Source organism: Verrucosispora sp. WMMA2121 (genome assembly GCF_027460185.1).
GTDB classification, from domain to species: domain Bacteria; phylum Actinomycetota; class Actinomycetes; order Mycobacteriales; family Micromonosporaceae; genus Micromonospora; species Micromonospora palythoicola.
The window spans coordinates 4,488,785-4,511,148 of record NZ_JAPZBH010000006.1 but is presented as its reverse complement, the minus strand read 5'-3'; the positions used below and the strand labels follow the sequence as shown (position 1 = coordinate 4,511,148).

At 70.0% G+C, this 22,364-nt stretch carries 21 protein-coding genes; 12 read left to right on the top strand and 9 right to left on the bottom strand.

Annotated features, from left to right (window positions below; genetic code table 11):
• The first annotated feature begins 42 nt into the window (after positions 1–42).
• From O7605_RS29100 to O7605_RS29090, 3 genes are read left to right on the top strand one after another with little or no spacing between them, the layout of a single operon-like run.
• The gene (locus tag O7605_RS29100) at positions 43–1,047 is read left to right on the top strand and encodes an ABC transporter substrate-binding protein (RefSeq protein WP_269742166.1); all 1,005 of its coding nucleotides are present in this window, start codon (positions 43–45) and stop codon (positions 1,045–1,047) included.
• Positions 1,044–1,907, top strand: a complete 864-nt coding sequence (locus O7605_RS29095) for an ABC transporter permease (RefSeq protein WP_269742165.1) — start codon at positions 1,044–1,046, stop codon at positions 1,905–1,907. The genes O7605_RS29100 and O7605_RS29095 overlap by 4 nt, the downstream gene beginning before the upstream one ends.
• Positions 1,904–2,722 (top strand): ABC transporter ATP-binding protein, encoded by an 819-nt coding sequence (locus O7605_RS29090; RefSeq protein ID WP_269742164.1) that lies wholly within the window; start codon positions 1,904–1,906, stop codon positions 2,720–2,722. The genes O7605_RS29095 and O7605_RS29090 overlap by 4 nt, the downstream gene beginning before the upstream one ends.
• A 19-nt stretch (positions 2,723–2,741) precedes the next feature.
• Here the strand turns inward: O7605_RS29090 and O7605_RS29085 are convergent, their stop codons facing one another.
• From O7605_RS29085 to O7605_RS29055, 7 genes are all read right to left on the bottom strand, one after another.
• Positions 2,742–3,959: an iron-containing alcohol dehydrogenase gene (locus O7605_RS29085; RefSeq protein ID WP_269742163.1), complete on the bottom strand. Its 1,218-nt coding sequence runs from the start codon at positions 3,957–3,959 to the stop codon at positions 2,742–2,744.
• Positions 3,952–5,430, bottom strand: a complete 1,479-nt coding sequence (locus tag O7605_RS29080; RefSeq protein WP_269742162.1) for an NAD-dependent succinate-semialdehyde dehydrogenase — start codon at positions 5,428–5,430, stop codon at positions 3,952–3,954. Before O7605_RS29080 ends, O7605_RS29085 begins: the two co-directional genes overlap by 8 nt.
• A gap of 268 nt (positions 5,431–5,698) precedes the next feature.
• Positions 5,699–6,775 (bottom strand): ABC transporter ATP-binding protein, encoded by a 1,077-nt coding sequence (locus O7605_RS29075; protein ID WP_269742161.1) that lies wholly within the window; start codon positions 6,773–6,775, stop codon positions 5,699–5,701.
• Complete coding sequence (locus O7605_RS29070) at positions 6,775–7,842, bottom strand: ABC transporter ATP-binding protein (RefSeq protein ID WP_269742160.1); 1,068 nt, start codon at positions 7,840–7,842, stop codon at positions 6,775–6,777. Before O7605_RS29070 ends, O7605_RS29075 begins: the two co-directional genes overlap by 1 nt.
• Positions 7,842–8,753 carry a carbohydrate ABC transporter permease gene (locus O7605_RS29065; RefSeq protein ID WP_269742159.1) on the bottom strand — a complete coding sequence of 304 codons (912 nt, stop codon included), beginning with the start codon at positions 8,751–8,753 and terminating at the stop codon, positions 7,842–7,844. Before O7605_RS29065 ends, O7605_RS29070 begins: the two co-directional genes overlap by 1 nt.
• A complete protein-coding gene (locus O7605_RS29060; protein ID WP_269742158.1) occupies positions 8,753–9,685 on the bottom strand; it encodes a carbohydrate ABC transporter permease in 933 nt (310 codons plus the stop codon). The genes O7605_RS29065 and O7605_RS29060 overlap by 1 nt, the downstream gene beginning before the upstream one ends.
• Before the next feature lie 14 nt (positions 9,686–9,699).
• Entirely contained in the window at positions 9,700–11,256 is a 1,557-nt protein-coding gene (locus O7605_RS29055; RefSeq protein ID WP_269742157.1) for a sugar ABC transporter substrate-binding protein, read from the bottom strand.
• 307 nt (positions 11,257–11,563) lie between these two features.
• Between O7605_RS29055 and O7605_RS29050 the strand changes: the two genes are divergently transcribed.
• From O7605_RS29050 to O7605_RS29035, 4 genes are all read left to right on the top strand, one after another.
• Positions 11,564–12,268: a GntR family transcriptional regulator gene (locus O7605_RS29050; RefSeq protein WP_269742156.1), complete on the top strand. Its 705-nt coding sequence runs from the start codon at positions 11,564–11,566 to the stop codon at positions 12,266–12,268.
• Between the two features lie 82 nt (positions 12,269–12,350).
• Positions 12,351–12,920: a DJ-1/PfpI family protein gene (locus O7605_RS29045; RefSeq protein WP_269742155.1), complete on the top strand. Its 570-nt coding sequence runs from the start codon at positions 12,351–12,353 to the stop codon at positions 12,918–12,920.
• A 20-nt stretch (positions 12,921–12,940) separates the two neighbouring features.
• Complete coding sequence (locus O7605_RS29040; RefSeq protein ID WP_269742154.1) at positions 12,941–13,762, top strand: alpha/beta fold hydrolase; 822 nt, start codon at positions 12,941–12,943, stop codon at positions 13,760–13,762.
• 181 nt (positions 13,763–13,943) lie between these two features.
• Positions 13,944–14,342 carry a VOC family protein gene (locus tag O7605_RS29035; RefSeq protein WP_269742153.1) on the top strand — a complete coding sequence of 133 codons (399 nt, stop codon included), beginning with the start codon at positions 13,944–13,946 and terminating at the stop codon, positions 14,340–14,342.
• A 56-nt stretch (positions 14,343–14,398) separates the two neighbouring features.
• Here the strand turns inward: O7605_RS29035 and O7605_RS29030 are convergent, their stop codons facing one another.
• Complete coding sequence (locus O7605_RS29030) at positions 14,399–14,821, bottom strand: winged helix-turn-helix transcriptional regulator (protein ID WP_269742152.1); 423 nt, start codon at positions 14,819–14,821, stop codon at positions 14,399–14,401.
• 52 nt (positions 14,822–14,873) lie between these two features.
• Here O7605_RS29030 and O7605_RS29025 point away from each other — a divergent pair, with 52 nt between their 5' ends.
• Together O7605_RS29025 and O7605_RS29020 are read left to right on the top strand one after the other, a co-directional pair.
• The gene (locus tag O7605_RS29025; protein WP_269742151.1) at positions 14,874–15,794 is read left to right on the top strand and encodes an alpha/beta hydrolase; all 921 of its coding nucleotides are present in this window, start codon (positions 14,874–14,876) and stop codon (positions 15,792–15,794) included.
• 26 nt (positions 15,795–15,820) lie between these two features.
• The gene (locus O7605_RS29020; RefSeq protein ID WP_269742150.1) at positions 15,821–16,177 is read left to right on the top strand and encodes a VOC family protein; all 357 of its coding nucleotides are present in this window, start codon (positions 15,821–15,823) and stop codon (positions 16,175–16,177) included.
• A gap of 47 nt (positions 16,178–16,224) precedes the next feature.
• Here O7605_RS29020 and O7605_RS29015 read toward each other — a convergent pair whose 3' ends face one another.
• Positions 16,225–16,992, bottom strand: coding sequence for a helix-turn-helix domain-containing protein (locus O7605_RS29015; protein ID WP_269742149.1), 768 nt, complete (start codon positions 16,990–16,992; stop codon positions 16,225–16,227).
• A gap of 29 nt (positions 16,993–17,021) precedes the next feature.
• Between O7605_RS29015 and O7605_RS29010 the strand changes: the two genes are divergently transcribed.
• From O7605_RS29010 to O7605_RS29000, 3 genes are all read left to right on the top strand, one after another.
• Positions 17,022–17,462: a nuclear transport factor 2 family protein gene (locus O7605_RS29010; protein WP_269742148.1), complete on the top strand. Its 441-nt coding sequence runs from the start codon at positions 17,022–17,024 to the stop codon at positions 17,460–17,462.
• A gap of 136 nt (positions 17,463–17,598) precedes the next feature.
• Positions 17,599–18,699 (top strand): hypothetical protein, encoded by a 1,101-nt coding sequence (locus O7605_RS29005; protein ID WP_269742147.1) that lies wholly within the window; start codon positions 17,599–17,601, stop codon positions 18,697–18,699.
• A gap of 4 nt (positions 18,700–18,703) precedes the next feature.
• Complete coding sequence (locus tag O7605_RS29000; RefSeq protein WP_269742146.1) at positions 18,704–22,336, top strand: CHAT domain-containing tetratricopeptide repeat protein; 3,633 nt, start codon at positions 18,704–18,706, stop codon at positions 22,334–22,336.
• Positions 22,337–22,364 lie beyond the last annotated feature (28 nt).

The following is a 22,364-nucleotide window of genomic DNA, read 5'->3' as shown; positions in this document are numbered from 1 at the left end:
CGGCAAGCGTCCTATAGGAAATCCAAGCCACTGGGAGGTCTCGTGAAGCGACGGACGACCACGCCACGGGTGCTGACAGCCGCGCTGGCAGGCGTACTGGTTCTGGCCGGCTGTGGCGGCGTCGCCGGCGACACCGGCGGAGCTGCCGACCCCGCGGATCGGGTGGCCTATGACGGGCCACGGCATGAGGTTCGGGTGGGCGTGCTACGGCAACCGCACCTGTCCCACGCACTGTTCTATGAACGTTATCTGCCCGAGGGGGTGACACTTGAGGTCGTTCCCTTCGCCAACTCGACTGAGATCAAGAACGCGGTCGTCAGCGGTGACCTCGAGTTCGGCGTCACCGGCATCACCTCGGCACTGCAGGGCGCGGCGGCCGGAGAACGGGTCGTCGTGGTGGCCGCCGCAGCCGACGGTGGCTCGGCGATCGTGGCGGGCAAGGACGCCGGCATCACTGGGGTGGCGGATCTGCGTGGCAAGCGGATCGGCTATGTGCCGGGATCGGCACAGGACATTCTGCTGCGGTTGACGCTGCGCGACGCCGGCCTGGCGGTGGCCGACGTGAGCCTGGTGAACGTCCAATTCGCCGACATGGCGGCGGCGTTGAGCCGAGGTGACATCGATGCCTTCTCCGGTGCCGAGGTCGGGCCGTCCGATGCGCTGGCCAAGGGGGACGCGGTCCTGGTGACCCACCCGTACGACACCGACATGGGAAAGATCAACATTGCTTTCGTCACCAATGCCGAGGTGATCGAGAAGTCTCCCGCCCTCGTGACGGCGATGGTCGCCGTACACGCCAAGGCCACGGAGCACATGGCTGCTGCCAAGAGCGACTGGATCCGGGCGGTCGTCGACCAGTACGGGTTCCGGGAGGAGTCGCTCAGCATCGCGGTCGAGAACATCACCCTGCGCTGGCTCATGGACGACTCCTATCTCGCCCAGATCAAGGTGCTCGGCGAGCAGATGCGCTCCGTCGGTTCCCTGCAACAGGAGCCCGACTACACCACCTTTGTCGATACGTCGTTCGTCGGGAAGGCGAGGCCATGACCGAGGTGCTGAACTCGCCGCCGACCGCTGCTCGCACCACAGTTCGCACCACGGCCGCAACTGCCCCGGTGCGGCGTCACGTCGACCGGCTCGGACGGGCTGCCCTGGCGGTCCCGGTACCGGTGCTGGCGCTGACGCTGTGGCAGGTCGCGGTGAGACAGGGATGGGTGGCCAATCTGCCCGCGCCGGGCGACGTCGGCAGGAGCGCGCTCGACCTGCTCCAAGGTGGCTCGGCGTTCGGCTCGACCCTCGGCCTGCACATCCTCGCCTCGGCCGAGCGGGTCGGCATCGGGTTTGGCATCGCATGCCTGGTCGCCGTGCCGCTCGGGGTGCTGATGGGCCGGTCCGCGTTGGTGTCGCGGATGCTCGACCTGATGATCTCCCTGCTCCGCCCGATACCGGTCACCGCGTGGGCGCCACTCATGGTCGTCATCGTCGGAATCGGCTCGAAGTCGGCAATCGTCCTGATTGTCATCGCCGGTTTCTTCCCGGTGCTGCTGAACACCATCGCCGGAGTGAAGGCCGTACCACCGCGGCTGCTCGAAGCGGCGGCGATGTTGGGCACCGGCCGACACCGTGCCCTGTGGAAGGTCGTCCTCCCGGCGGCCGCCCCGAACGTGTTCGCCGGCATGCGCATCGGGCTCGGCTTCTGCTGGGTCGTCCTCGTCGTGGGCGAGACCGTGGGTGTGCAGACCGGCCTCGGTGCCCTCATCACCCAGGCGTGGCAGGTGAGCCGTACCGAACTCATCATCGTCGGGATGCTGACGATCGGGCTGGCCGGCTACCTTTCGGACCGTTCCATGACTCTCACGCTGCGCCTGCTGCTGCGCGGCCGTCCGCTCCTGGGAGGCCACCGATGACCGACACCGTGACTCCACTCGCGCTACGCATCAAGGACGTCGGGAAGACCTACACCGGCCATCGTGGCACCGCCGTCGAGGCGTTGCGTGGAATCAACCTCGATGTCGCCGAAGGCGAGTTCGTCTGCCTCGTCGGCGCCAGCGGGTGCGGCAAGAGCACTCTGCTGCGTCTGGTCGCCGGCTTCGAGGGCATCACCAGCGGGCAACTCGACGCCCGCAACGGCCCGGTCGACGGTCCGGGACCCGACCGGGGTGTGGTCTTCCAGGACTACGGCCTGTTCCCCTGGCTGACCGTCGCGGCGAACATCGCGTACGGCCCGAGACAGCGCGGCCTGCCGAGCGCCGAGATCGCCGGCCGGACCGCCCGCTACCTCACCATGGTTCAACTGGACAGCTTCGCGGACCGATATCCCAGCGAGTTGTCCGGAGGCATGCAGCAACGCGTGGCCATAGCTCGGGTGCTCGCCAACGATCCGGCGGTGCTGCTGATGGACGAGCCGTTCGGCGCATTGGACTCGCTGACCCGCGAACGCCTCCAACACTCCCTCACCGAGATCTGGCAGCAGGTCCGACCGACAGTGCTGTTCGTTACCCACAGCGTCGAGGAAGCGCTGTTCCTCGCTGACCGGGTGATCGTCATGAGCGGTGGGCCGAATCACGGTGTTCCCGGCCATATCGTCCACGAGGAGCGGGTGACTCTCGCCCGCCCCCGCGACGTGACGGCACCGGAGTTCAACACCATCAAGCGTCGCCTGCTCGACGCCATCCACGCCCAGTTGCCGGACGTTGCCCTCGCCTCGGTCGCCCCGAGGTAGACAAACGCCACGCCGCCGGTCAGGGCCGTCGGGTCCGATCCCCGGTCCAGGCCGCTTCGAGGATCGCGGTCAGACTGGCGGTGTCGGTCGGGCCCGGGTGGTTCTGGATCAGGCGGGTGACGCCACTGGCCATCTCCGCGAAGCGGGGGAGGTCGGCGCGGGCCACGCCGATGTCCGCCAAGGTGGGCGGGATGCCGATGTCGGCGAGGAGCCCGTCGAGCCAGGCGAGGAACGCGTCCGCCGCCTCGGCGTCCGAGGCGTCGGTCACGTCGAGCCCGCACACTCCGGCGAGGATGGCCAACCGGTCGACGATGGCGTCCCTGGCCGCGTCCAGCGCGTAGGGCAGGAGCAGCCCGACGCCCAGGCCGTGTGGCGTGTGCGTGGCTGCGCCGATGGGGTACTGGAGGGCGTGCGGGGCCGCGTTGCCGGCGTGGGAGAAGGCCAGCCCGGCGAGCATGGACCCGTAGGACATGTCGGCGCGCGCTTGCGTGTCGCCGCCGTTCCGGACAGCCCGAGGCAGGCTACGGGCGATCCGCTCCGCGGCCAGGAGGGCGTAGTGGTCGGTGATCGGGTTGCGGCCGAGAAACACCTGCTCCACCGGGTCACGTGGTCCGTGCGGCCGGGGCCGCGCGGTGTAGCTCTCCACGGCGTGACAGAGCGCGTCGATGCCGGAGTGGGCGGTGACGGTCGCCGGGCAGGTGTACGTGAGTTCCGGGTCGACGATGGCGAAGTCGGGCACGATGTGGACGCTGGAGATGCCCACCTTCAGCTCTCGGTCCGGGTCGGTCAGCACCGAGACGGGGGTGAGTTCGGAGCCGGTGCCCGACGTCGTCGGGACCGCGACGAGGGGAATCGTCCGCCCCGGCACCTTCGACTCGCCATAGAAGTCGCGCGGCGTCCCACCGTGGCGTCGGATGACGCCGACGACCTTGGCGAGATCGATCACCGTGCCACCGCCGACGGCGAGGATCACGTCGGCGTCCACCTCGGCGGCGACCGCGACGGCCAGGGCGACATCGGCCAGTGGCACGTCCGGAGTCGCGTCGGAGAACACCTCGACGGCCTCGACCCTCTTCCGCACGGCGGCGACGATCTCGGCCACGCCCGGCTGCCCCAGCAGCACCCGGTCGGTCACGACGAGGACGCGGGAGCCGCTCTCGGCCACCACTCGTGGGATGTTCTGTGCGACCCCTTCACCGACGATCAGCTGGCGCGGTCCGCGGACGGTCTCAAGCATGTCGGTGCCTCTCCGGAACGTCGATCGCCGCGTAGGTGACGTCGAGGTACTCGAGGATGCCCTCGTGTGACCCCTCCTTGCCGATCCCGGACTGCTTCACGCCGCCGAACGGAGCCGACGGGTCCGATATCAGACCACGGTTGACGCCGATCATCCCTGTGTCCAGCCCCTCGGTGAACCGGAGCGCCCGCTCAAGGTCGCGGGTGAAGACGTATCCGACCAGGCCGTGCTCGGTGTCGTTGGCCTTCGCCAGCACCTCGTCGTCGGAGGTGAACGAGATGATCGGCGCGACCGGGCCGAAGATCTCCGCGCTGAGCATCCGCGCGTCCTCGGGCACGTCGACCAGGACGGTGGGCGGGTAGAAGTGACCAGGCCCGGCTGGACGCTTGCCCCCCACCAGGACCCGGGCGCCGCGATCGACAGCGTCGGCGACCAGCCCGTCGATGGTCGCGACCGACGCCTCGTCGATCAGTGCGCCGACGTCCACGCCGTCGTCGAGACCGTGACCCACCGAGAGCGCGCCCATCCGCTCGGCGAAACGCGCGGTGAACTCCTCGCGCACCGGTTCCTCGACGTAGATCCGGTTGGCCGCGATGCAGGACTCCCCGATGTTGCGCATCTTGGCCACCATGGCGCCGTCGACCGCGACATCCAGGTCGGCGTCGGCACACACGATCAGGGCCGCGTTGCCGCCCAGTTCCATGGAGGTGCGCAGCACGTTGTCCGCAGCCTGTCGGAGCAGCACCCGCCCGACCTCTGTCGACCCGGTGAACGACAGCTTGCGGGTGCGGCTGTCGGCCAGCAGCGCGGAGACCACGGCACCGGAACGCCTGGTGGTTACCACGTTGACGACGCCCGGAGGGATGCCTACCTCCTCCATGATGCGGGCCAGGAGCAGCATGGTGAGTGGCGTCTGGCCTGCTGGTTTGGTGATCGTCGTGCAGCCCGCGGCCAACGCGGGGGCGATCTTGCGGGCGCCCATGGCCAGCGGGAAGTTCCAGGGCGTCACGAAGACGCACGGGCCGACCGGCTTCGGCACGGTGAGGATGCGGTACCCGCCCCCGGGAGCGATGCTGTAGCGCCCTTCGACGCGTACCGCCTCCTCGGCGAACCAGCGGAAGAACTCGGCGCCGTACGCCACCTCCGCCCGAGCCTCGACGAGCGGCTTGCCCATCTCGAGCGTGATCAGCCGGGCGATCTCCTCGGTTCGCTCGGTCAGTGCCCGGTGTGTCGCCGTCAGCAACTCCGACCGTCTCCGTGGTGGGGTCGCCGCCCACCGCCCCATCGCCGCGCTCGCCGCGTCCAGAGCCGCGAGCCCGTCCCCGACGTCTGCGTCCGCCACCTCGGCGATGGTCGTGCCGGTGGCCGGGTCCTCGACGGCGAAGGTGGCTCCACTCGCGGCGTCGCGCCAGGCGTCACCGATCCGGAGCCGCCGATGTTCGGGAGCCAGGACGTCCATCGGGTCACTCATCGCGCCGCCTCCTCTGATCTTCCTGGTGATGTCCGGCTGCCTCGACGACCGCGCGGTACGGGTAGTCGGACGGGTCACCCGCCCGCGCCGGGGACGAGGTCGCCGAGTGGGTCGGATGTGGCGGTGGTCTGGTCTGCCGGGCGACGCCGCGCGTCACCGGTCGCCTTCCGTGGCCGGCTGCGCGCCGTCAGGCCTCGCGCGGTGGTGACGGTCCGTCGAGGTCCGATCGCCGGGTACGGGCGCATGGTGCCGTCGCCGTCCGGCGCGGTTACCGCCCGGCCTCGGACAGCGACCGCCCGGTGTCCGCGTCGAACAGGTGCGCACGGTCCAGGTCGACCGTGACCTGCACCCGTTCGCCCGGTGTTCCGGTGACGGTGGGTCGTGCCTTGACCTTGAGGATCTCCGTCCCCACCTGGACGTCGACCACCGTTCGGTCACCGAGCGGCTCGAGGCCGTAGAGCTCCCCGGACAACGACGCGTTCCCACGCTGCTCGACGGACAGGTCCTCGGCGCGTACGCCGAGCAGCAGCGGACGACCGTCCTCGGCGGTGCTCCAGCGGGGCCGCGGCAACGTCCAGCCCTGCGCACCGACCAGACGATCGCCCTCGGCGTGGCAGGCGAGCAGGCTGATCGGCGGGCTCCCGACGAAGCCGGCGACCCACTGGTTGGCGGGACGCTCGTACACCTCGGTCGGCGTGCCGACCTGTTGCACCTTCCCCTCCTTGAGAACCGCGACCTGGTCAGCCATGGACAGCGCCTCCACCTGGTCGTTCGTCACGTAGACGAAGGTCGCTCCGAGGCTGCGGTGGATGCGGGTGAGCTCGGTACGCATCTCGACGCGGAGCTTCAGATCGAGGTTTGTCAGCGGCTCGTCCATGAGAAACGCGCGCGGGCTACGGACCAGCGCCCGGGCGAGGGCGACCCGCTGCATCTCACCGCCCGACAACTGGGCGGGACGACGTTGCAGCAGCCGGTCGATGTGCAGCAACCTCGACATCCGCTCGACGGCGGCGGCGATCTCGCTCGCGGAACAGCGACGGGCCCGCAGCGGCGAGGCGATGTTCTCGTACGCCGTGTGTCGCGGGTAGAGGGCGTAGTTCTGGAAGACCATGGCCAGGTCGCGGTCGGCCGGAGCGTCACCGGTCGCGTCCCTGCCGTCCAGCTGCACCGACCCGGCGTCGAGTTTCTCAAGGCCGGCGATCGCCCGTAGGGTCGTCGTCTTGCCTGCCCCGGAGGGACCGAGCACGACGAAGAACGAGCCGTCCGGCACGTCCAGCGTCACCCCGTCCAGGGCCTGGACCTTGCCGAAGGACTTGCACAGCCCGTGCGCTGCCACGGTTCCCATCAGGCCACCAGTTCTTCCGTGTGCACGTCGTAGACCGTCGGGGTTCCGCCGGTGTGCCGCAGCCCGACCGGGGCGTCAGCGTCGAACCGGACCGTCGGTGGCATCCGCACCCGTACGTCCCGTTGGCCGCTGTGGTCGATCACGTAGATGATCTCGTCGCCCAGCCACTCCGCCGAGACCACGCGGGCCGGGACGGAACGTTGCGCCCCCGGTTCGGTGACCTCCAACGCCTCCGGCCGGACGCCGGCGACCAGGCGACGGTCGCGCGGCAGGCCGGGCGGCGGGCTGAGGACCAGCCCGCCCTGACTGCGCAGCTTCCCGTCGGCCACCTCCACCTCGATCAGGTTCATCGGCGGGGAGCCGATGAACGCGGCGCAGAAGAGACTCGCCGGACGGTTGTAGACCTCCAGCGGCGTCCCGATCTGCTCGACGCGGCCCTTGTTGAGGATCGCGATCCGGTGCCCGAGCGACATCGCCTCGACCTGGTCGTGGGTGACGTAGACCATCGTCGTCCCCATTTCCCCCTGCAGGTGCTTGATCTCCGTGCGCATGTCCGCCCGCAGCTCCGCGTCCAGATTGGTGAGCGGTTCGTCCATGAGGAAGGCGCGTGGTCGTCGCACCAGGGCGCGAGCCAGCGCGACGCGTTGCTGCTCTCCGCCGGACAGCTGGCGTGGTCGCCGGTCGAGCAGCGAATCGAGCCGCATCAGGCGGGCGGCCTCGGCGACCCGCTCGCGCACCTCCGCCTTGGGCAGCCCCTCGGCCCGCAGTGGGAACGCCAGGTTGTCGCGGGTTCTCAGATGCGGGTAGAGAGCGTAGAACTGGAACACCATGGCGATGTCGCGCTCGGCGGGCGGCAGGTCGTTGACCAGCGTGTCCCCGATGCGGATGTCGCCCGTCGTCTGCCGTTCCAGCCCGGCGACGGCCCGCAGTGTGGTCGTCTTTCCGCAACCCGACGGGCCGAGCATCACGAACAGCTCGCCGTCGTCGATGGACAGGTCGACGTGATCGACCGCGACCGTCCCGTCCGGGTAGCGCTTGTGCAGGGCGGTCACCTCGATGCCCGCCATCAGCGTCGCACCGCCCCGAGCGTCACACCGGCGACGAGGTGTTTGCGTACCAGGTAGGCGAAGACGAGCACCGGCAGGGCGAACACCACGGACGCGGCGGCCACCAGACCCCAGTCCGTGGTGGTGCCACCGATGAGGCCGGCGATGGCGGGTGGGGCCGTCCGCACGCTGTCGCTGGAGGTGAGGAAGATGGCGAACACGAACTCGTTCCACGAGAAGATGAGCGCGAAGACCGCCGTCGCGGCGATGCCGGGTACGAGCAGGGGAAGGGTGAATCGCCAGAACGCCTGCAGGCGGGTGTAGCCGTCGAGCATGGCGGCGTCCTCGTACTCCGCGGGCACCTCGTCGACGAACCCCTTCATCATCCAGATCGTGAACGGGACGTTGAACGCGGTGTAGATGAGGATCAGGCCGAGCTTGCTGTCGATGAGTCCGACCTGGCGGTACATCAGGAAGATCGGGATCACCACCACGACGGGCGGCATGAAGCGGGTGGACAGGATGAAGAACAGCTGGTCCTTCCTGGCCCGCACGGCGAGACGGGAGTAGGCCCAGGCTGCCGGGACTCCCAGCACGGTGGCCAGCACCGTGGAGACTCCGGCGACCACGGCGGAGTTGAGGAACGCGACGGACAGCGCCGAGCGACCCCCGTCGGGGCCGACGAACACGTCCTTGAAGTGGTCCATGGTGACCGTGAAGCCGAAGAACTCGGCCGGGACGGCGTAGACGTCCCGGTTCTCCTTGATGGACGTCTCGATCATCCACAGCACGGGGAAGAGCATCACCACGGCCAGCACGGTCAGCAGCGCGACCTCCACCGCAGCGCGGCCCCGGCCGCCGAGGCGGCGCGCGGGACGCGGGCGGTCCCGGGCGGGACCTGTGGACACGGCCTCGTCGACGGAGACGGCCATCAGCCCTCCTTGAGCTTGTTCAGGTAGCGCAGGTAGAGCTGCGTGAGGACGATGACGACGAGGACCATGAGGATCCCGTACGCCGACGCGGTTCCGGTGTTGAAGCCCAGGAACGCGACCTTGTAGACGTGGAACGACAACGTCTCGGTGGAGACCCCCGGGCCGCCGTTGGTGAGGATGTAGACGAGGTCGAACAGGCGGAAGGCCTCGATGGCCCGGAACAGCACGGCGATGAGCAGCAGCGGCCACACCAGCGGAAGTGTGATGGTGCGGAACCGGAACCACTCGGACGCCCGGTCGATCGAGGCGGCCTCGTACAGGTACTTGGGCACGGCGGTGAGGCCGGCGAGGGCGATGAGCATGATGAACGGCGTCCACTGCCAGGTGTCGACCACGATCAGGGAGATCAACGCCGTGCGCTGCCGGGTGAGCCACTCCACCTGTCCCAGGCCGAGCGAGCCGAGCATGCTGTTGATCACGCCGAACTGCGCGTCGAGCATGAATCGCCAGAACAGCCCGACCACCACCGGCGACAGCATCATCGGCACCAGGAACAGGGTGGTCAGCACTCCTCGCCCGTGCGTGCGCCGCGAGATCAGGTAGGCGATGCCGAAACCGAGCACGGTCTGCAGGGTGACCGCGCCGACCACGTAGATCAACGTCGTCAGGGCCCGCTGGTGGACCTGCGCCGATGTCAGGATGGCGGTGTAGTTTCCGAACCCGACGGAACGGGCGGGCCCGCCACGGGTGGCCGAGTAGTCGGTGAAGGACAGGTACAACGCCCACAGCAGCGGAAACACCGACATCGCGAGCAACAGCAGCAGCGCCGGGGAGATGAAGGCCACGGCGAGCCAGCGGTCGCTCAGCCGGCGGGACCGACCCGGTGCAGGTGGCGTCGCGGACGCCACCTGCCCGGGGTGGTCGGTCGTCACAGGTACGGCGTCACTCACAGTCCGCCGCCGCCCCTGCGGTTGCTGGAGTCGAGCACGGCCTGCTGCTCCTTGGCGATGTCGTCGAGCGCATCCTTCGGTGCCTTCGCGCCGTTGAGAGCCGCGTTCACGTTGGTGTTCTCGATGTCGACGAGGCGGGCGTACTCCGGCACGTTCCACATGTCCCGCATCCGCGGCACCGAGTCGGCGTACACCTGGTTGAACGGACCGGCATTGAGGAACTCGGGCGACTCCAGGGCGTCCGTACGGGACGGCACACCACCGGCCGCGGCCCACTTCTTCTGGATGTCCGCCCGCTGGAACCACTTCATGAAGTTCAGGGCCTCAACCTGGTTCGCCTCGGCCGAGTAGGCCGACACGTGCATCCCCATGCCGCCGAGCGGGACCAGGTTGGTCTTCTGGCTCGGCAGGGTGGCGAAACCCAGCTTGTCGAGAATCTGCTCGCGGGTGGAGCCGAGCGTCGACTGCTTCGGGTCGAGCAGGCCGCCGCTCGCCGCGATCCAGTTGAACGCGATGCACGCCTTGCCCTGGGCGACCGCCGCGTTCACCTCGTCGATGAACCAGTTGCCGGATCCCGTGGCGGTCAGCGGCTTCATCCTGTTGACCAGGACGTCCATCGCCTCCTGGCCCGCGGCGTCGTTGAGGACGCCCTCGATCTTGCGCGTCTTGGGGTCCCAGAGGTTGCCGCCGTAGACGCCGTTGACCGTGTTGTAGGTGACGGCCGCGGCGTCGGAGCCGTTGGCCTGGTGGAATGCCAGCCCGCTGACGCCGGGGTTGTCCGCCTGGCACTTCTCGGCGACTGAGATCATTTCATCCCAGGTCTGCGGTGGCTGGTCGCCGATCAGGTCCTTGCGATAGATCATCGTCCAGGTGTCGCCGAGCAGCGGCAGCCCGTACAGGCTGGCGTTCTCGTCGCGCTTGCCGGTCTCCGCCTGGGGGAACTGGCCGTACGCGGCCAGGAGGTACGGGTTGTAGGCCGCGACGTCGATGTTGCTCTTGACGAAGTCGGTGATGTCGAGGATGTTGCCGTTCGTCACGGCCTCGCCGATGTGCTGCGAGTCCAGGATCGCGATGTCGAAGTCGGTCTTGCGGGCGGCGAACTGGGTGAACATCGCGTCGTGCCAGTTCGCGTTCGGCACGGTGTTGACCTTGATCGTCGCGTTCGGCCGCTCCTTCTTGTACTCCGCGTTCGCGAAGTCCTCAAGTGCCTGGGCGGGCGGCCAGTCGAACCAGATGAAGCTGAGGGTCAGCGGGTCGTTGGTGAGCTCCGGGATGGTCGCCGGTGCCTTGGGGGCGCTCGCCTGGCCGTCGTCGTCCTGGCCATCGCCGCAGGCCACCATGGTCGTGGCCACCAGCAGCATGGCCGCCGTCGCCAGCTGCACCCTTCGACCGGGAACGGATGGTCGTCCTATTCGCTGTTGAAAGCGCATCTTCTCGCCTGCTTTCCGGATGAGAGCTTCGGGACCGTCGCCCTGTGCTTCGCCGAGCAGTTGCTGGGTTCTTTCCGGCGGTTCGGCGGGCTGTCGCGGGACCGACCGGCGGACCGGCGTCACGAGTACGTCGTGATGTACTGGATCTTCGTGCCGTCGAGCGGCCCTCCGGTCCAGCTGCGGCCCGGAGGCGGACCGAGCAGGACGTCGAGCACGCTCATGGGCGCTCCAGGTGATCGGAGTAGAGCGATCGCGGGTGGCTCCGCGACGGTGGTGGATGGCGGTGGTTCGCCATTTTTCCTATACGATCCGGCTGGGGCGTCAGCATGTCGCAGAGTTGTGACTGATGTCAACAGGTTCCGGAAGACGCAAAGAAGGGCCGCACGTCACGATGGACGACGAAGGAACGATCGGGCGGGGCCGTCGAGTCGTGACGGGCGCAACGTCGTCGGGAAGATCTGGCGGCCGGCTCGCCGACGAGGTGTACGACACGCTGCTCGGCCAGCTGATGTCGCTCCGGATCGAGCCCGGCTCCCGCGTCACGATCGACGTTCTGGCGCGCGAGCTGGGGGTCTCGCAGACGCCGATCCGGGACGCCCTGAACCGCATGGAGGCCGAGGGCCTGGTCGTGCGGGTGCCCCACGCCGGCTACCGCATACCTCCGCAGATCACCCGTCGCCGCTTCGAGGACATGCTGGAGGTCCGCCTGCTCCTCGAGCCGGCGGCGGCGCGCAGGTCGGCCGAACGCGCGTCCCTGGCCCAGGTGGCCGGTCTGCGGGCGATGCTGGGAGAGATGGCGGAGTTGGAGGGGGGCAGCGGGCCTGCGGCCTACGGCGCCTTCGGTCTGCGCGACGCCGCCTTCCACGATCTCGTCGCCCTGAGCGCCGAGAACCAGGTCATCCGGGAGGCGCTGGCGCGTCTGCACAGCCATGTGCACCTCTTCCGGCTGCACCACGACACCCAGGTCACCCACCTGGCCATGGCCGAGCACGAGCAGATCGTGGCCGCGATCGCCGCGCGTGACCCCGACGCCGCCGCGTACGCGATGCGCCGGCACATCCTGCGCTCCGGCGAGCGGTTCCGGCGGTTGTTCGACGAGGCCAAGGACGCCGACGCGGTGGCGCTGGAGGCTTGACGGGCGGGCTGGGCCGGGGAATGCTAACCGAATCGGATCGGATTGGATCTACCTACCCGCCCCCGGACGCGAGGAGAAGCAGGTGCCCAGAGCGCTGCTCCTGACCGGCGACGCCGCCGAGGAACTCGACACCATGTATCCCTACTACCGCGTGCAGGAGGGCGGCTGGGACGTTGACGTCTCGTCACGGACGAGGCGTGACGTGCAACTGGTCATCCACGAGTTCGACCCCAACTCCGACGCCTACGTGGAGAAGAACGGCCGGAAGCTGCCGGTCGACGTGCCCTGGGCCGAGGTCGACGTCGAGCGCTACGACGCCCTGATCATCCCCGGGGGACGCGCTCCCGAGTGGATCCGGGTCGACGCCGACGTCCGGCGCATCACCGAGCACTTCTTCGCACGCAACCTCCCCATCGCCCTGGTGTGCCACGGCGCGCAGGTGCCAGCGGTGTACGGGCTGCTGAAGGGCCGGAAGACGGCGTGCTTCCCACCCATCACCGGGGACATGGAGAACGCGGGCGCGACGGTCATCGACGCCCCCGACGTGGTGGACGGCAACCTCGTCTCCTGCCGGGGCTGGCCGGACATGCCGCAGTTCGGCAGGGCCATGATGGAGCTGTTCTCGAAGTCCGTCGGCTCCGCGTCGGCGTGACCACACCTGGCCCCCCCCCGGTGACGACGCTTCGCACCGTCACGGTGGACGGCTCGCCCGTCCACGTCCTGGAGAGCGGCACCGGGCCCGCGGTACTGATGCTGCACGGCTCCGGACCCGGCACGACCGGGACCGGAGCCTGGGCACCGACGGCCGAGGCGCTCGGCACGTCCTGGCACCTGGTGGCTCCGGACCAGGCGGGGTTCGGTCGTACGCCGGTCCCGACGGGTTCCCGCAGCCTGCTCCGACTGTGGTCGGAGCAGGCTGCGGACCTGATGGATGCCCTCGGTATCGACCGCTACGCCGTGGTGGGTCACTCCATGGGCGGTGCCGTGGCGTTGGCGTTGGCGGCCGCGCGGCCCCAGCGGGTCACCCGGGTCGTGGCCGTCTCGACGATGGGCGCCCCCGGGGCACCGCTGTCGGCCGGGCTCGATGCGATCTGGGCCGCCCCCGCCGACGCCCTCGGGGCACGGGACATGCTGAGTCGCCTCGTCCACGACCAGGCGCTGGTGACCGACTCGGCCGTCGATGCCCGGGCAGCGGCGATGCGAGCCGGGGCGGCCGCGTACGCGTCGTTGTTCCCGCCACCCAGGGCGCGATGGGTCGACGAGCTCACCCTCTCGGCGCAGGCGTTGGCAGCGGTCCGCGCGCCGGTGCTGCTCGTGCACGGCGCCGAGGACCGGATCACCCCGCTCGAGACGGCAGCCCTTCCCCTCCTGGATCACCTGGCCGATGTCCGTCTGCACGTGCTCGGCCGGTGCGGGCACGTGCCGGCAGTCGAGCATCCGCACGAGTTCAGGAATCTGCTGTCGTGCTTCCTGCGCCGGGACCGCCGTCACTGAATCGCGGCGGCAGGTCCGTGGCCCGTGCCCTGCCGCTGATGGTGGCTCGGACTTCCGCCGACCTGATGCCGCCATCGTCGGAGTCCGGAAAGCTCGTCCCAGGTCTGCTGTCCGGGTAGCCCGGTCGCCGAGCATCCTGATCGCTGCGCGCCACGAGGATCCCGGACGTAAGGTCTGGGTCATGGCGCCCACGTTCAACGCGATCGGCCTCGCGGTGGCCGACATGGCAGCGTCCCTCGCCTTCTATCGGCGGCTGGGCCTTGAGTTCCCGGCCGGTGCCGAGCAGGAGCCGCACGTCGAGACGACGGTCGCGGGCGGTATCCGCCTCATGTGGGACACGCACGCCTCGTTGCGGTCCTTCGATCCGGGTTACCAGCCGGCACCGCCCTCCGGTGGCTGGGCCTTCCTCTGCTCCGATGCCGCCGAGGTGGACCGATGCCACGCTGACCTGGTCGCCGCCGGCTACTCCTCGGTCAACGCGCCCTGGGACGCACCGTGGGGGCAGCGTTACGCACAGGTGCGCGATCCGGACGGCAACGTCGTCGACCTGTTCGCCTGGACCGGGCCACCGCCAGGGTAGAGGTCAGCGGGTCGGCCCGATCGCGTCATCCTGACCTTCCCGACCGATGTCATCGCCTAGGTCGGCGGCACGGCAGCTGATCGGACGGGACTGTTCTCCGTCGCCCAGGCACAGATGGCGGCGAGCGGCTCCTGAAGGGTCTTGCCGAGGTCGGTCAAGGCGTACTCGACGTGCTGCGGCGGTGCCTCCCTGAGCACCCGTCGCTGCACCAGCCCGTCGTGCCCCATCTCGCGCAGTGTCTCGGTCAGGACCTTCTGGGTGATCCCCGCGACGCGGCGACGCAGCTCGGCGTGCCGTTGGGGACCGGCGAGCAGCGCGTAGATGATCAAAATCCGCCATTTGGAGGCGAGCCGCTCGATCGCCTGCCGCGTCGTGCAGCCCTCGTCGAGCACGTCCGGAATCACCAGCGACATGAGCACCCCCGGGTGTTGGACCGCGCGTCGAAGGGCACCGGAAAGTGCCTTCTGTTCGGCGAGCACCGTCCGACCTAGCGTCGAGCCAACAGTAGACGCCGAAGGGAACCCCGCCGCCATGTCCGACCGCACGTCCGAGCACCGCACCCACACCTACCCCGGTGGCGGCATGAACTCCGAGCGTGTCACATTCACCGCCGACGGTCTCACGCTGGTCGGCAACCTCGCCGTGGCCGCCGACGGCGCGCCCGCTGTCGTGCTCACCGGGCCGTTCACCGGCGTGAAAGAGCAGGTCGTCGGCACGTACGCCGCTCGGCTGCACGAACACGGTCTGACCACACTCGCCTTCGACCACCGAGGCTTCGGCGAGAGCGGCGGTCGCCGTGCCCACGAGGACAGCCAGGGCAAGCTCGCCGACCTGCGCGCAGCGGTGAGCCTGCTCGCCGCGCACCCGGCCGTGGACGCCGCTCGGGTGGCCGCCGTCGGGATCTGTCTCGGCGGCGGCTACGCGGTCCGCGCGGCCGCCACCGACCCGAGGATCCGCGCGGTCGTGGGCATCGCCGGCGGTTACAACAGCCCCGTGCGCTTCAGTGCGGGCGACCCCGACGGATACCGCCAGGCGCTGGTCTCATTCGTGGAGCGCTACGACGACGAGTTGCCGGCGGTGGCCGCCGACGGCGCACCCGCGGCGATGGGCGGCGACGAGCCGTTCGCCTACTACGGCACCGAGCGGTCGGCGGCGGCGCACTGGGAGAACCGGGTCACCTACGGCTCGCTACACGCGCTGATGACCTTCGACGCGCTTGGCGCGGCGCCGTTGCTCGCCGCCACCCCGCTGCTGGTCGTGCATGGCCGGACCGACGCCTACTGCGCACCAGAACTCGCCGCGGCGCTCCACGCCGAGGCGACCGGACCGAAGGAGATTCGCTGGCTCGACGCCGAGCAGCACATCGACCTCTACGACGTGGAGCCGTACGTCAGTCAGGCCGCCGACGCCGCCGCGACCTTCCTGCGCCACCACCTCGGCGGCGTGACGTGATGGACGTGCTCTGTCAGGATCGGCGCATGGCGAACGTCTGGTCCGGTGTGACGATCGACTGCCTCGACCCCGAGCGGGTCGCCGGTTTCTGGAGCGCGCTGCTCGGTCGCGAGCCCGGCTCGTCGCAGGAGGGCTGGGTCTACCTGGGCGAGCGAGGTGACCCGCAGCCACGGCTGGTGTTCCAACCGGTGCCAGAGCGTCGAGTCGGCAAGGTGCGGATCCACCTCGACATCTCCGTTGACGATGTCGACGAGGCCGTGACGGAGGTCATCAAGCTCGGTGGCCGGTCCACCGGTGAGCGGCACGACTACGAACAGGGTGTCGTCGTCGTCATGGCCGATCCGGAGGGCCACGAGTTCTGCCTGGTCGAGTACTACGGCTGACGGCGGCGCACGGACCCACGGCTGGCGTGCCGCGCGTGCGGCTTGCGCTACCGCGTGAAGTACGCGGCGCTCTCCGCGTCCGCGGGATAGTAGGACTCGATCGCGACTTCGTCGATCGTGATGTCCATCGGCGTACCGAAGGTCGTGATGGTCGAGAACAGTCGCAGTTCTCGTCCGCCGACGTTGAGGATCATCGGGATCACGACATCGCCGTCGATCCGTTTGTCTGACGTCTCGTCGGGTCCGGGCACCAGGAGTTCGTCGTAGAGCGCGGTGAGTTCGGGGTCGGGGGCGGTGGCGAGCTGGCGTGCGATCCGAGTGCGGAACACCGCGCGCACGTCGGCCAGGTTGACGACCAGGCGCCCGAGCCCTCGGGGGTTCAGCCCCAGCCGCACCAGGTTGACCGGTGGCCGCAGCAGGTCGGGAGCCACCTGTGCGAAGAACGGGTCGACGGCGCGATTGGTCATCACGATGTTCCACCGGCGGTCGAACACCACCGCTGGATACGGCTCGTGTGCGCGAAGCACCCGGCTGATCGCGTCGTGGACGGCCGACAGTGCATCGTCGTCGAGTGGACGCTCGGTGTACCGGGGTGCGAAGCCGCCGGCCAGCAGGAGCCGGTTGCGATCACGTAGCGGCACGTGGAGCTGAGCGGCGAGCCGGAGGATCATGTCGGCGCTCGGCCTGGATCTGCCGGTCTCGACCAGGCTGACGTGACGAGCCGATACGTCGGTGGCGATCGCGAGATCCAGTTGGCTGAGCCCTCGGCGTCGCCGCCACTGCCGCAGGAGTTCCCCGACCGTGTGCACGATCATGAAGAGTACTCATCCCCGAGCCGGACGCCATGAAATCCGATGTCATCGACAATGCCCGCGGGCGCGGAAACACTGCGTCCGTGACCATGGAAAACAAGAACATCGTCCAACGTGCGCTGGCCGGGTTGATCGAGACGGGTGACGTCGATGCGCTCGCCCAGTCGCTGAGTGACGACTTCGTACACCACCGGCCGGGTCCGATCAGCTCGACCAAGAGGGAGTGGCTCGCCGCCGTCCGCGCCGCGCTGGTGCCGCTCGCCGGCATGCGGGTGGAGATTCATCAGATACTGGCCGACGGTGATCACGTCGTCGTGTACTCGCGGCGCTGGCTGCCGGACACGGGCCCTGAGATCGCGGTCGTCGACATCTGGCGCGTCGCCGGTGGACTGATCGCCGAGGGCTGGGAGATCATCGAGCCGGTCGCCCAGGTCGCCGCCAACCTGGTGTGGTGGGATCGCGCTCAGCGTTGACCGTGGGGGAGTCACCTGCGAGGAATGTGTACGTGCCCCCGGGCTGTCCGACGACGAGCTGCGCGGTCGCGCGGCACGTCGCGCTTTGTGATCACGCGCTAACGTGACGGAGTCGGGCTGGAGTGGGGAGCCGGGTATGGCGTTGGGTGATCTTGTGCGCCGGGTGTTCGCGCGGCAGTCGGAGGGCATCATCGCTCGACCGGTGCCCACACTGGACGGGCCCACCGACGCCGCGCCGTTCGTGGCCGACGAGGTCTACCTGGTGATCAGGGTCAGCCAGTTGTGGCTGGCCAACGAGCGCGAGTTGTGGCGGGAGTTCCTGCCCTTCGGTGCCGTGGTGACCGAGTTCCTGCGCGATGGCAACCAGGTCGCGGTGCCGTACCTGATCGGTGCGAGCGAGCTGAGTCGCCGGCTGCAGGTCACCGGCGAGCGCGACGCGGTGGAGATCTCGAACCTGCGGGTGGCCGGACCGGTGCCCTACGAGGGCGACGACGTGAGTCTGTTGCTGGCGCTGTTTCGCGCCAAGACATCGGACACGTTGCAGCGGTCGCTGAACCTGATCGAGAACGTGAGCAGCGCAATCGGCTTCGCCGGGCTACTGGGTTCCGCCAGGGTCGCCAAGGCGCTCATCGACGGTATCGAGTCCTTCGTGGACTCGGCGGCACTGGAGTTGCGCGTGGGCGTACACCAGTCGTGGTCCGCTCCGACCGGTCCGGCCGGCACGGCCCGTGGTCCGACGGAGCTGGCGCCCACCCACTTCGTGATCATCCGCCGGCCGGCAGGGGAGGCGACCCAGGCGGAGTTGGCGTCGCTCGGGGTGGCCGGTGGTCGGCTCTGCCGGGTGGCCGCGGACGGCACGACCGTGCCCTACACGGAGCACGACTTCATCCTGGTCCGGGTCGAGGCGACCCGGCACCGCGACGACTACCGCCAGCTGGCCTTCTTCCAGCTCTGGCGGCGGACCCGCCAGCACCTCGCGGACGGTGACCTGGGGGCGGCCCAGGTGCTGTGGCGGCAGACCGCCGGGGCGCTCTGCACCGACGAGTTGATCCGCCCGCAGCAGGAGGCCCTGTTCGAGGAGTACCAACGCCAGTACGTCGCGCTGGTGGAGCGTGCCTCCGCCCCGGCCGGCACGGTGCGCGGTGGGGAACACCGCGACGACGACGGGCCCGGCGGCGACGGCGCGACGGAGTTCGAAGACGACCCGGAGATCCTGCTGCGACGATTGGGGCGTTGAGGCCATGCCGATCTTCCGTCGACGCCGATCCGGCTCCGATGCCCCGGTCGACACGGGCCGGTCGACCGGGCCGGGCGAAGGCGACGAGGTCACCGAGGAGATGTTGCTGGGCGCCGCCAACTGGGCGCACGAACTCGTCAGCACCGGCCAGCTGGCGGAGGCGGACCGGGTGTTGCGGGGACTGGTCGGGCATGCCCAGGCCCTTTCGCCCAGTTCCGCCAGCTTCCTGGTCTTCCGGCTGCTCGGCCAGTGCGCGCGGGTCGCCGGTCGGCTCGACGACGCCCGGCGGGCCTACGTGATGGCCTTCGAGGTGGCCGCCGCGATGCCGGAGAGCAACGGGGAGCGGGCGGTGGATCTGCGGGTCGCGGCGATCACGGGTCTGGCCACCGTGGAGATCGCCGACGATCGTCTGGAGCAGGCGGTCAAGCTCTTCGGCATGGCGACCCAGCTCGCGGAGCTGGTCACCGACAAGACCGGCCTGGTCTCCGTCCTCTCCGGGCACGCGGAGGTGTTGCACCGGCAGGGCAAGACCGGTGCCGAGGGGCTCTACCGGCGGGCGCTGGCCCAGCCTGGCGTGGCCGGGCCCCGACGGGGGATCCTGTTGGACAACATGGCCCGGGAGTTCTTCCGGCAGGGCCGGCACGACGAGGCGATCGAGGCAGCGGCTGAGGGCGTTCGGTTGCTGGCCGACTCGCCGGCCCGGTACGACGCCTACAAGGCGATGATCAACCTGGCGACGATACGCCGGGAGGCGAACCGCGGCTCCGCCGGTGAGGCGTTCACCGCCGCCCACGACCTCATCCACGACCTGCACTCCGAGGTGGACGCCGCGCACTACACGACCGGCTTCCGGGCCCGGGTCGAGCGCATCGAGGCGGCGACCCGGGAGCGGATGGGCGATGACCCGCTGGCCCTGGCCCACCCGGCCTTCCGGGAGATGGTCGCGAAGCTGGGCGACCCACGGATACGCCAGGACCTCACGATCGGTGCGCCGGCGTATTTCGCCAAGCGCGCGAGTGAGGAAGGTCAGCGGCATCTGATGGAGCACCGCTACGGCGAGGCGGAGCGCTCCCTGCGCACGGCCGAGGACCTGTGGAACCAGCTCGGCGCCGCACACGCGCTGCCGGCGGTCTGGTCGTCCCTCGGCCTGCTCTACACCACGGTCGGTCGCCACGACGAGGCACTGGCGCTGCTGGAGCAGGCCCGCCGGACGGCACACGAGATCGGCGACGCCCGCGCCGAGTTCACCGCTCTGATCAACCTGTGTACGCTGCTCTCCCGCGACCCGACCCGTACCGGGTTGAACCTGTTGGAGCTGGCAGCGCAGGCTCGGGCGCTCTTCACCTTCCTGAACGGGCAGTTCCCCGTCGAGACCACCGGCGACCTGGGCATCCTGGACTCCATCATGGCGGGGGTGGCCCGCGACCACGGCGCGACGGCGCTCGCCGACCGCTACCTGCTGGCCTCGATCGAGACGGTGCAGCGCGCACACGACCGGCACGGTGCGGAGCTGCCCTTCGCCGGCCTGGACCGGCTGGCGCTTCGACTCGGCACGCTGGTGCTCGACTGGTCGCGCTCGGGTCGGGCGGAGCAGGCCGCGCCCTTCCGGGCCCGACTTGTCGCGTTGCGCGGCGCGGCGACAGCCGCGGCCGTGCGCTACCCGGCGGACGCGGCGCTGGGTCTCGCCGCGCTGGCCGCCGGTGAGCGCACCGAACAGACGCTGCGAGTGCTCCGCGACGCCTGCGACGGTTACGACGAGCTGCGCCAGGGCATCGCCGACCTGAGCGGGGCGGCGGGCTACGGTGCGATCTTCACGCCGCCTTTTGTCGAGGCCGCGGACCTGGCGGTGGAGCTGGGCCGGGTCGAGGAGGCGTTCGCGCTGCTGGAACGGGCGAAGTCGCGGGCGCTACTGGAGGCGATGCGGGACCGGGAGACCGCCGTCGACCCGGCTGACCCGCTGGTGGCCCGGGAGGCCGTGCTCTGGGCCGAGCTGCGGCGGCTGCGCGCCTCGGGCATGGACGTCGACAGGTCCGTCGACACCGAGGAGCGTCGGCGGCTGTTGGTGCGTCGGATGTCGGCCTCCGAGGAGCAGTCGAGGGTACGCGGTGAGCTGCATGACCTGTGGCAGCAGATGGCCGCGACCCACCCGACGATGCGCGCCCACCGGATGGCCGAGCCGATCACTGCCGACGAAGTGGCCCCGTTACTGGCCGACGCGGGAGACGCCGTCCTGGTGGAGTACCTGACCGGCCCGTTCGGCGTGTGGGCGTTCACGTTGAGCGGCACCGATCTCACCGCGCGACGTCTGCTGGGGCCGCACGGCCCCGGCGCGGTGGCCGCCACCGACGTCGACGGCTGGGCGGACCTGCTCGCCTCGGCCGACGACGACCGGCTTCGCGAGCTGGTCGAGCATCCGGTGCACGCCGCGCTCACCGCGCCCATCGCCGACGTGCCGCCCAGCCGGCCCGTCTACGTGGTGCCGCACGGCACCCTGCACCTGGTTCCCCTGCACGTGCTGCCACCGGCCAGGACCGCCGACGATGCCGGTGCAGCCGCCCCGTCCGACATCGCGGAGATCAGGGTCCGGCCCAGGACGTACCTGCTGCCGAGCGCCTCGCTGCTGCGGGCACACCGGTCAGTCCCGGCACGCACCAACCCGCCCGGCGGCGAACCCGACCGGCGCTCCGCGCCGGCGGGCCGCGTCCTCGTGTGCGGCGATACCCTCGGTGACCTGCCGTACGCGCGTGCCGAGTGCGCCTACGTGGCTGCCCGGCTCGGCGGCACGGAGCGGACCGGCGCGGCGGTCACCTCGGCCTGGCTCGCCGACGCCCTCGCCGGGCCCGAACGCCCCCGGTTGGTGCATCTGGCCTGCCACGCGGTCTTCGATCGGCGGCGTCCCGAGCGCAGCGGACTGGTGCTGGCCGCCGCGCCGACACCCGGTGCGCCGCGGAACCTGGATGAGGTCGTGCGAGGACGGCATCTCGACGGCGACATCCGACGCGGCGAACCGCTGGATCCGCGCGCCGCCGAGCCGGACTCGGGCGCCGATCTGGTGAGCCTGGCCCGACTGGCGCAGTGGAACTGGAGCGGCGTGCTTGTTGTACTGAGCGCCTGCGACAGCGGTCGGCATGAGGTGCGCGACGGAGACGAACTCGTCGGGCTGGGCCGGACCCTGCTGGCGGCTGGCGCCAGCGGCCTGGTGACGGCGATCCGGCCGGTCCCCGACCTGGCGACGGCGCTGCTGATGGGTTGGTTCTACGACGGGCTGGACCCGGCGGATCAGCTCGGCCTGGCGCAGGTCGGCCCGGTCCTCGGCCAGGCGCAGCGGCAGTTGCGCGAGGCGAGTGCGGCCGACCTGGTGGAGCGGGGCGTCCACCTGGTGGCGGCGGGGGGCGACCAGGCCGTGCTGGGGTGCCGCACCATCGCGGTGGCGCACCGGACGGCGGGCGAGATGGAGGCGTTCGTGACCTGGCAGCGCCATCTGAGCAGGCTCGCGGAGGGTCAGCCACTACCGGCGGGGGCGACGTCCCGACACGTGTCCACGGGCGCGCCGGCGTACCGGACGGTCCGTCCGTTCGCCGGACTGGCCGACTGGGTCTCGTTCACCGTCTACGGCGCCGCGCCGGTCGGAAGTTAGGTTTCTACCGACCGTCCGGCGCGGGCGA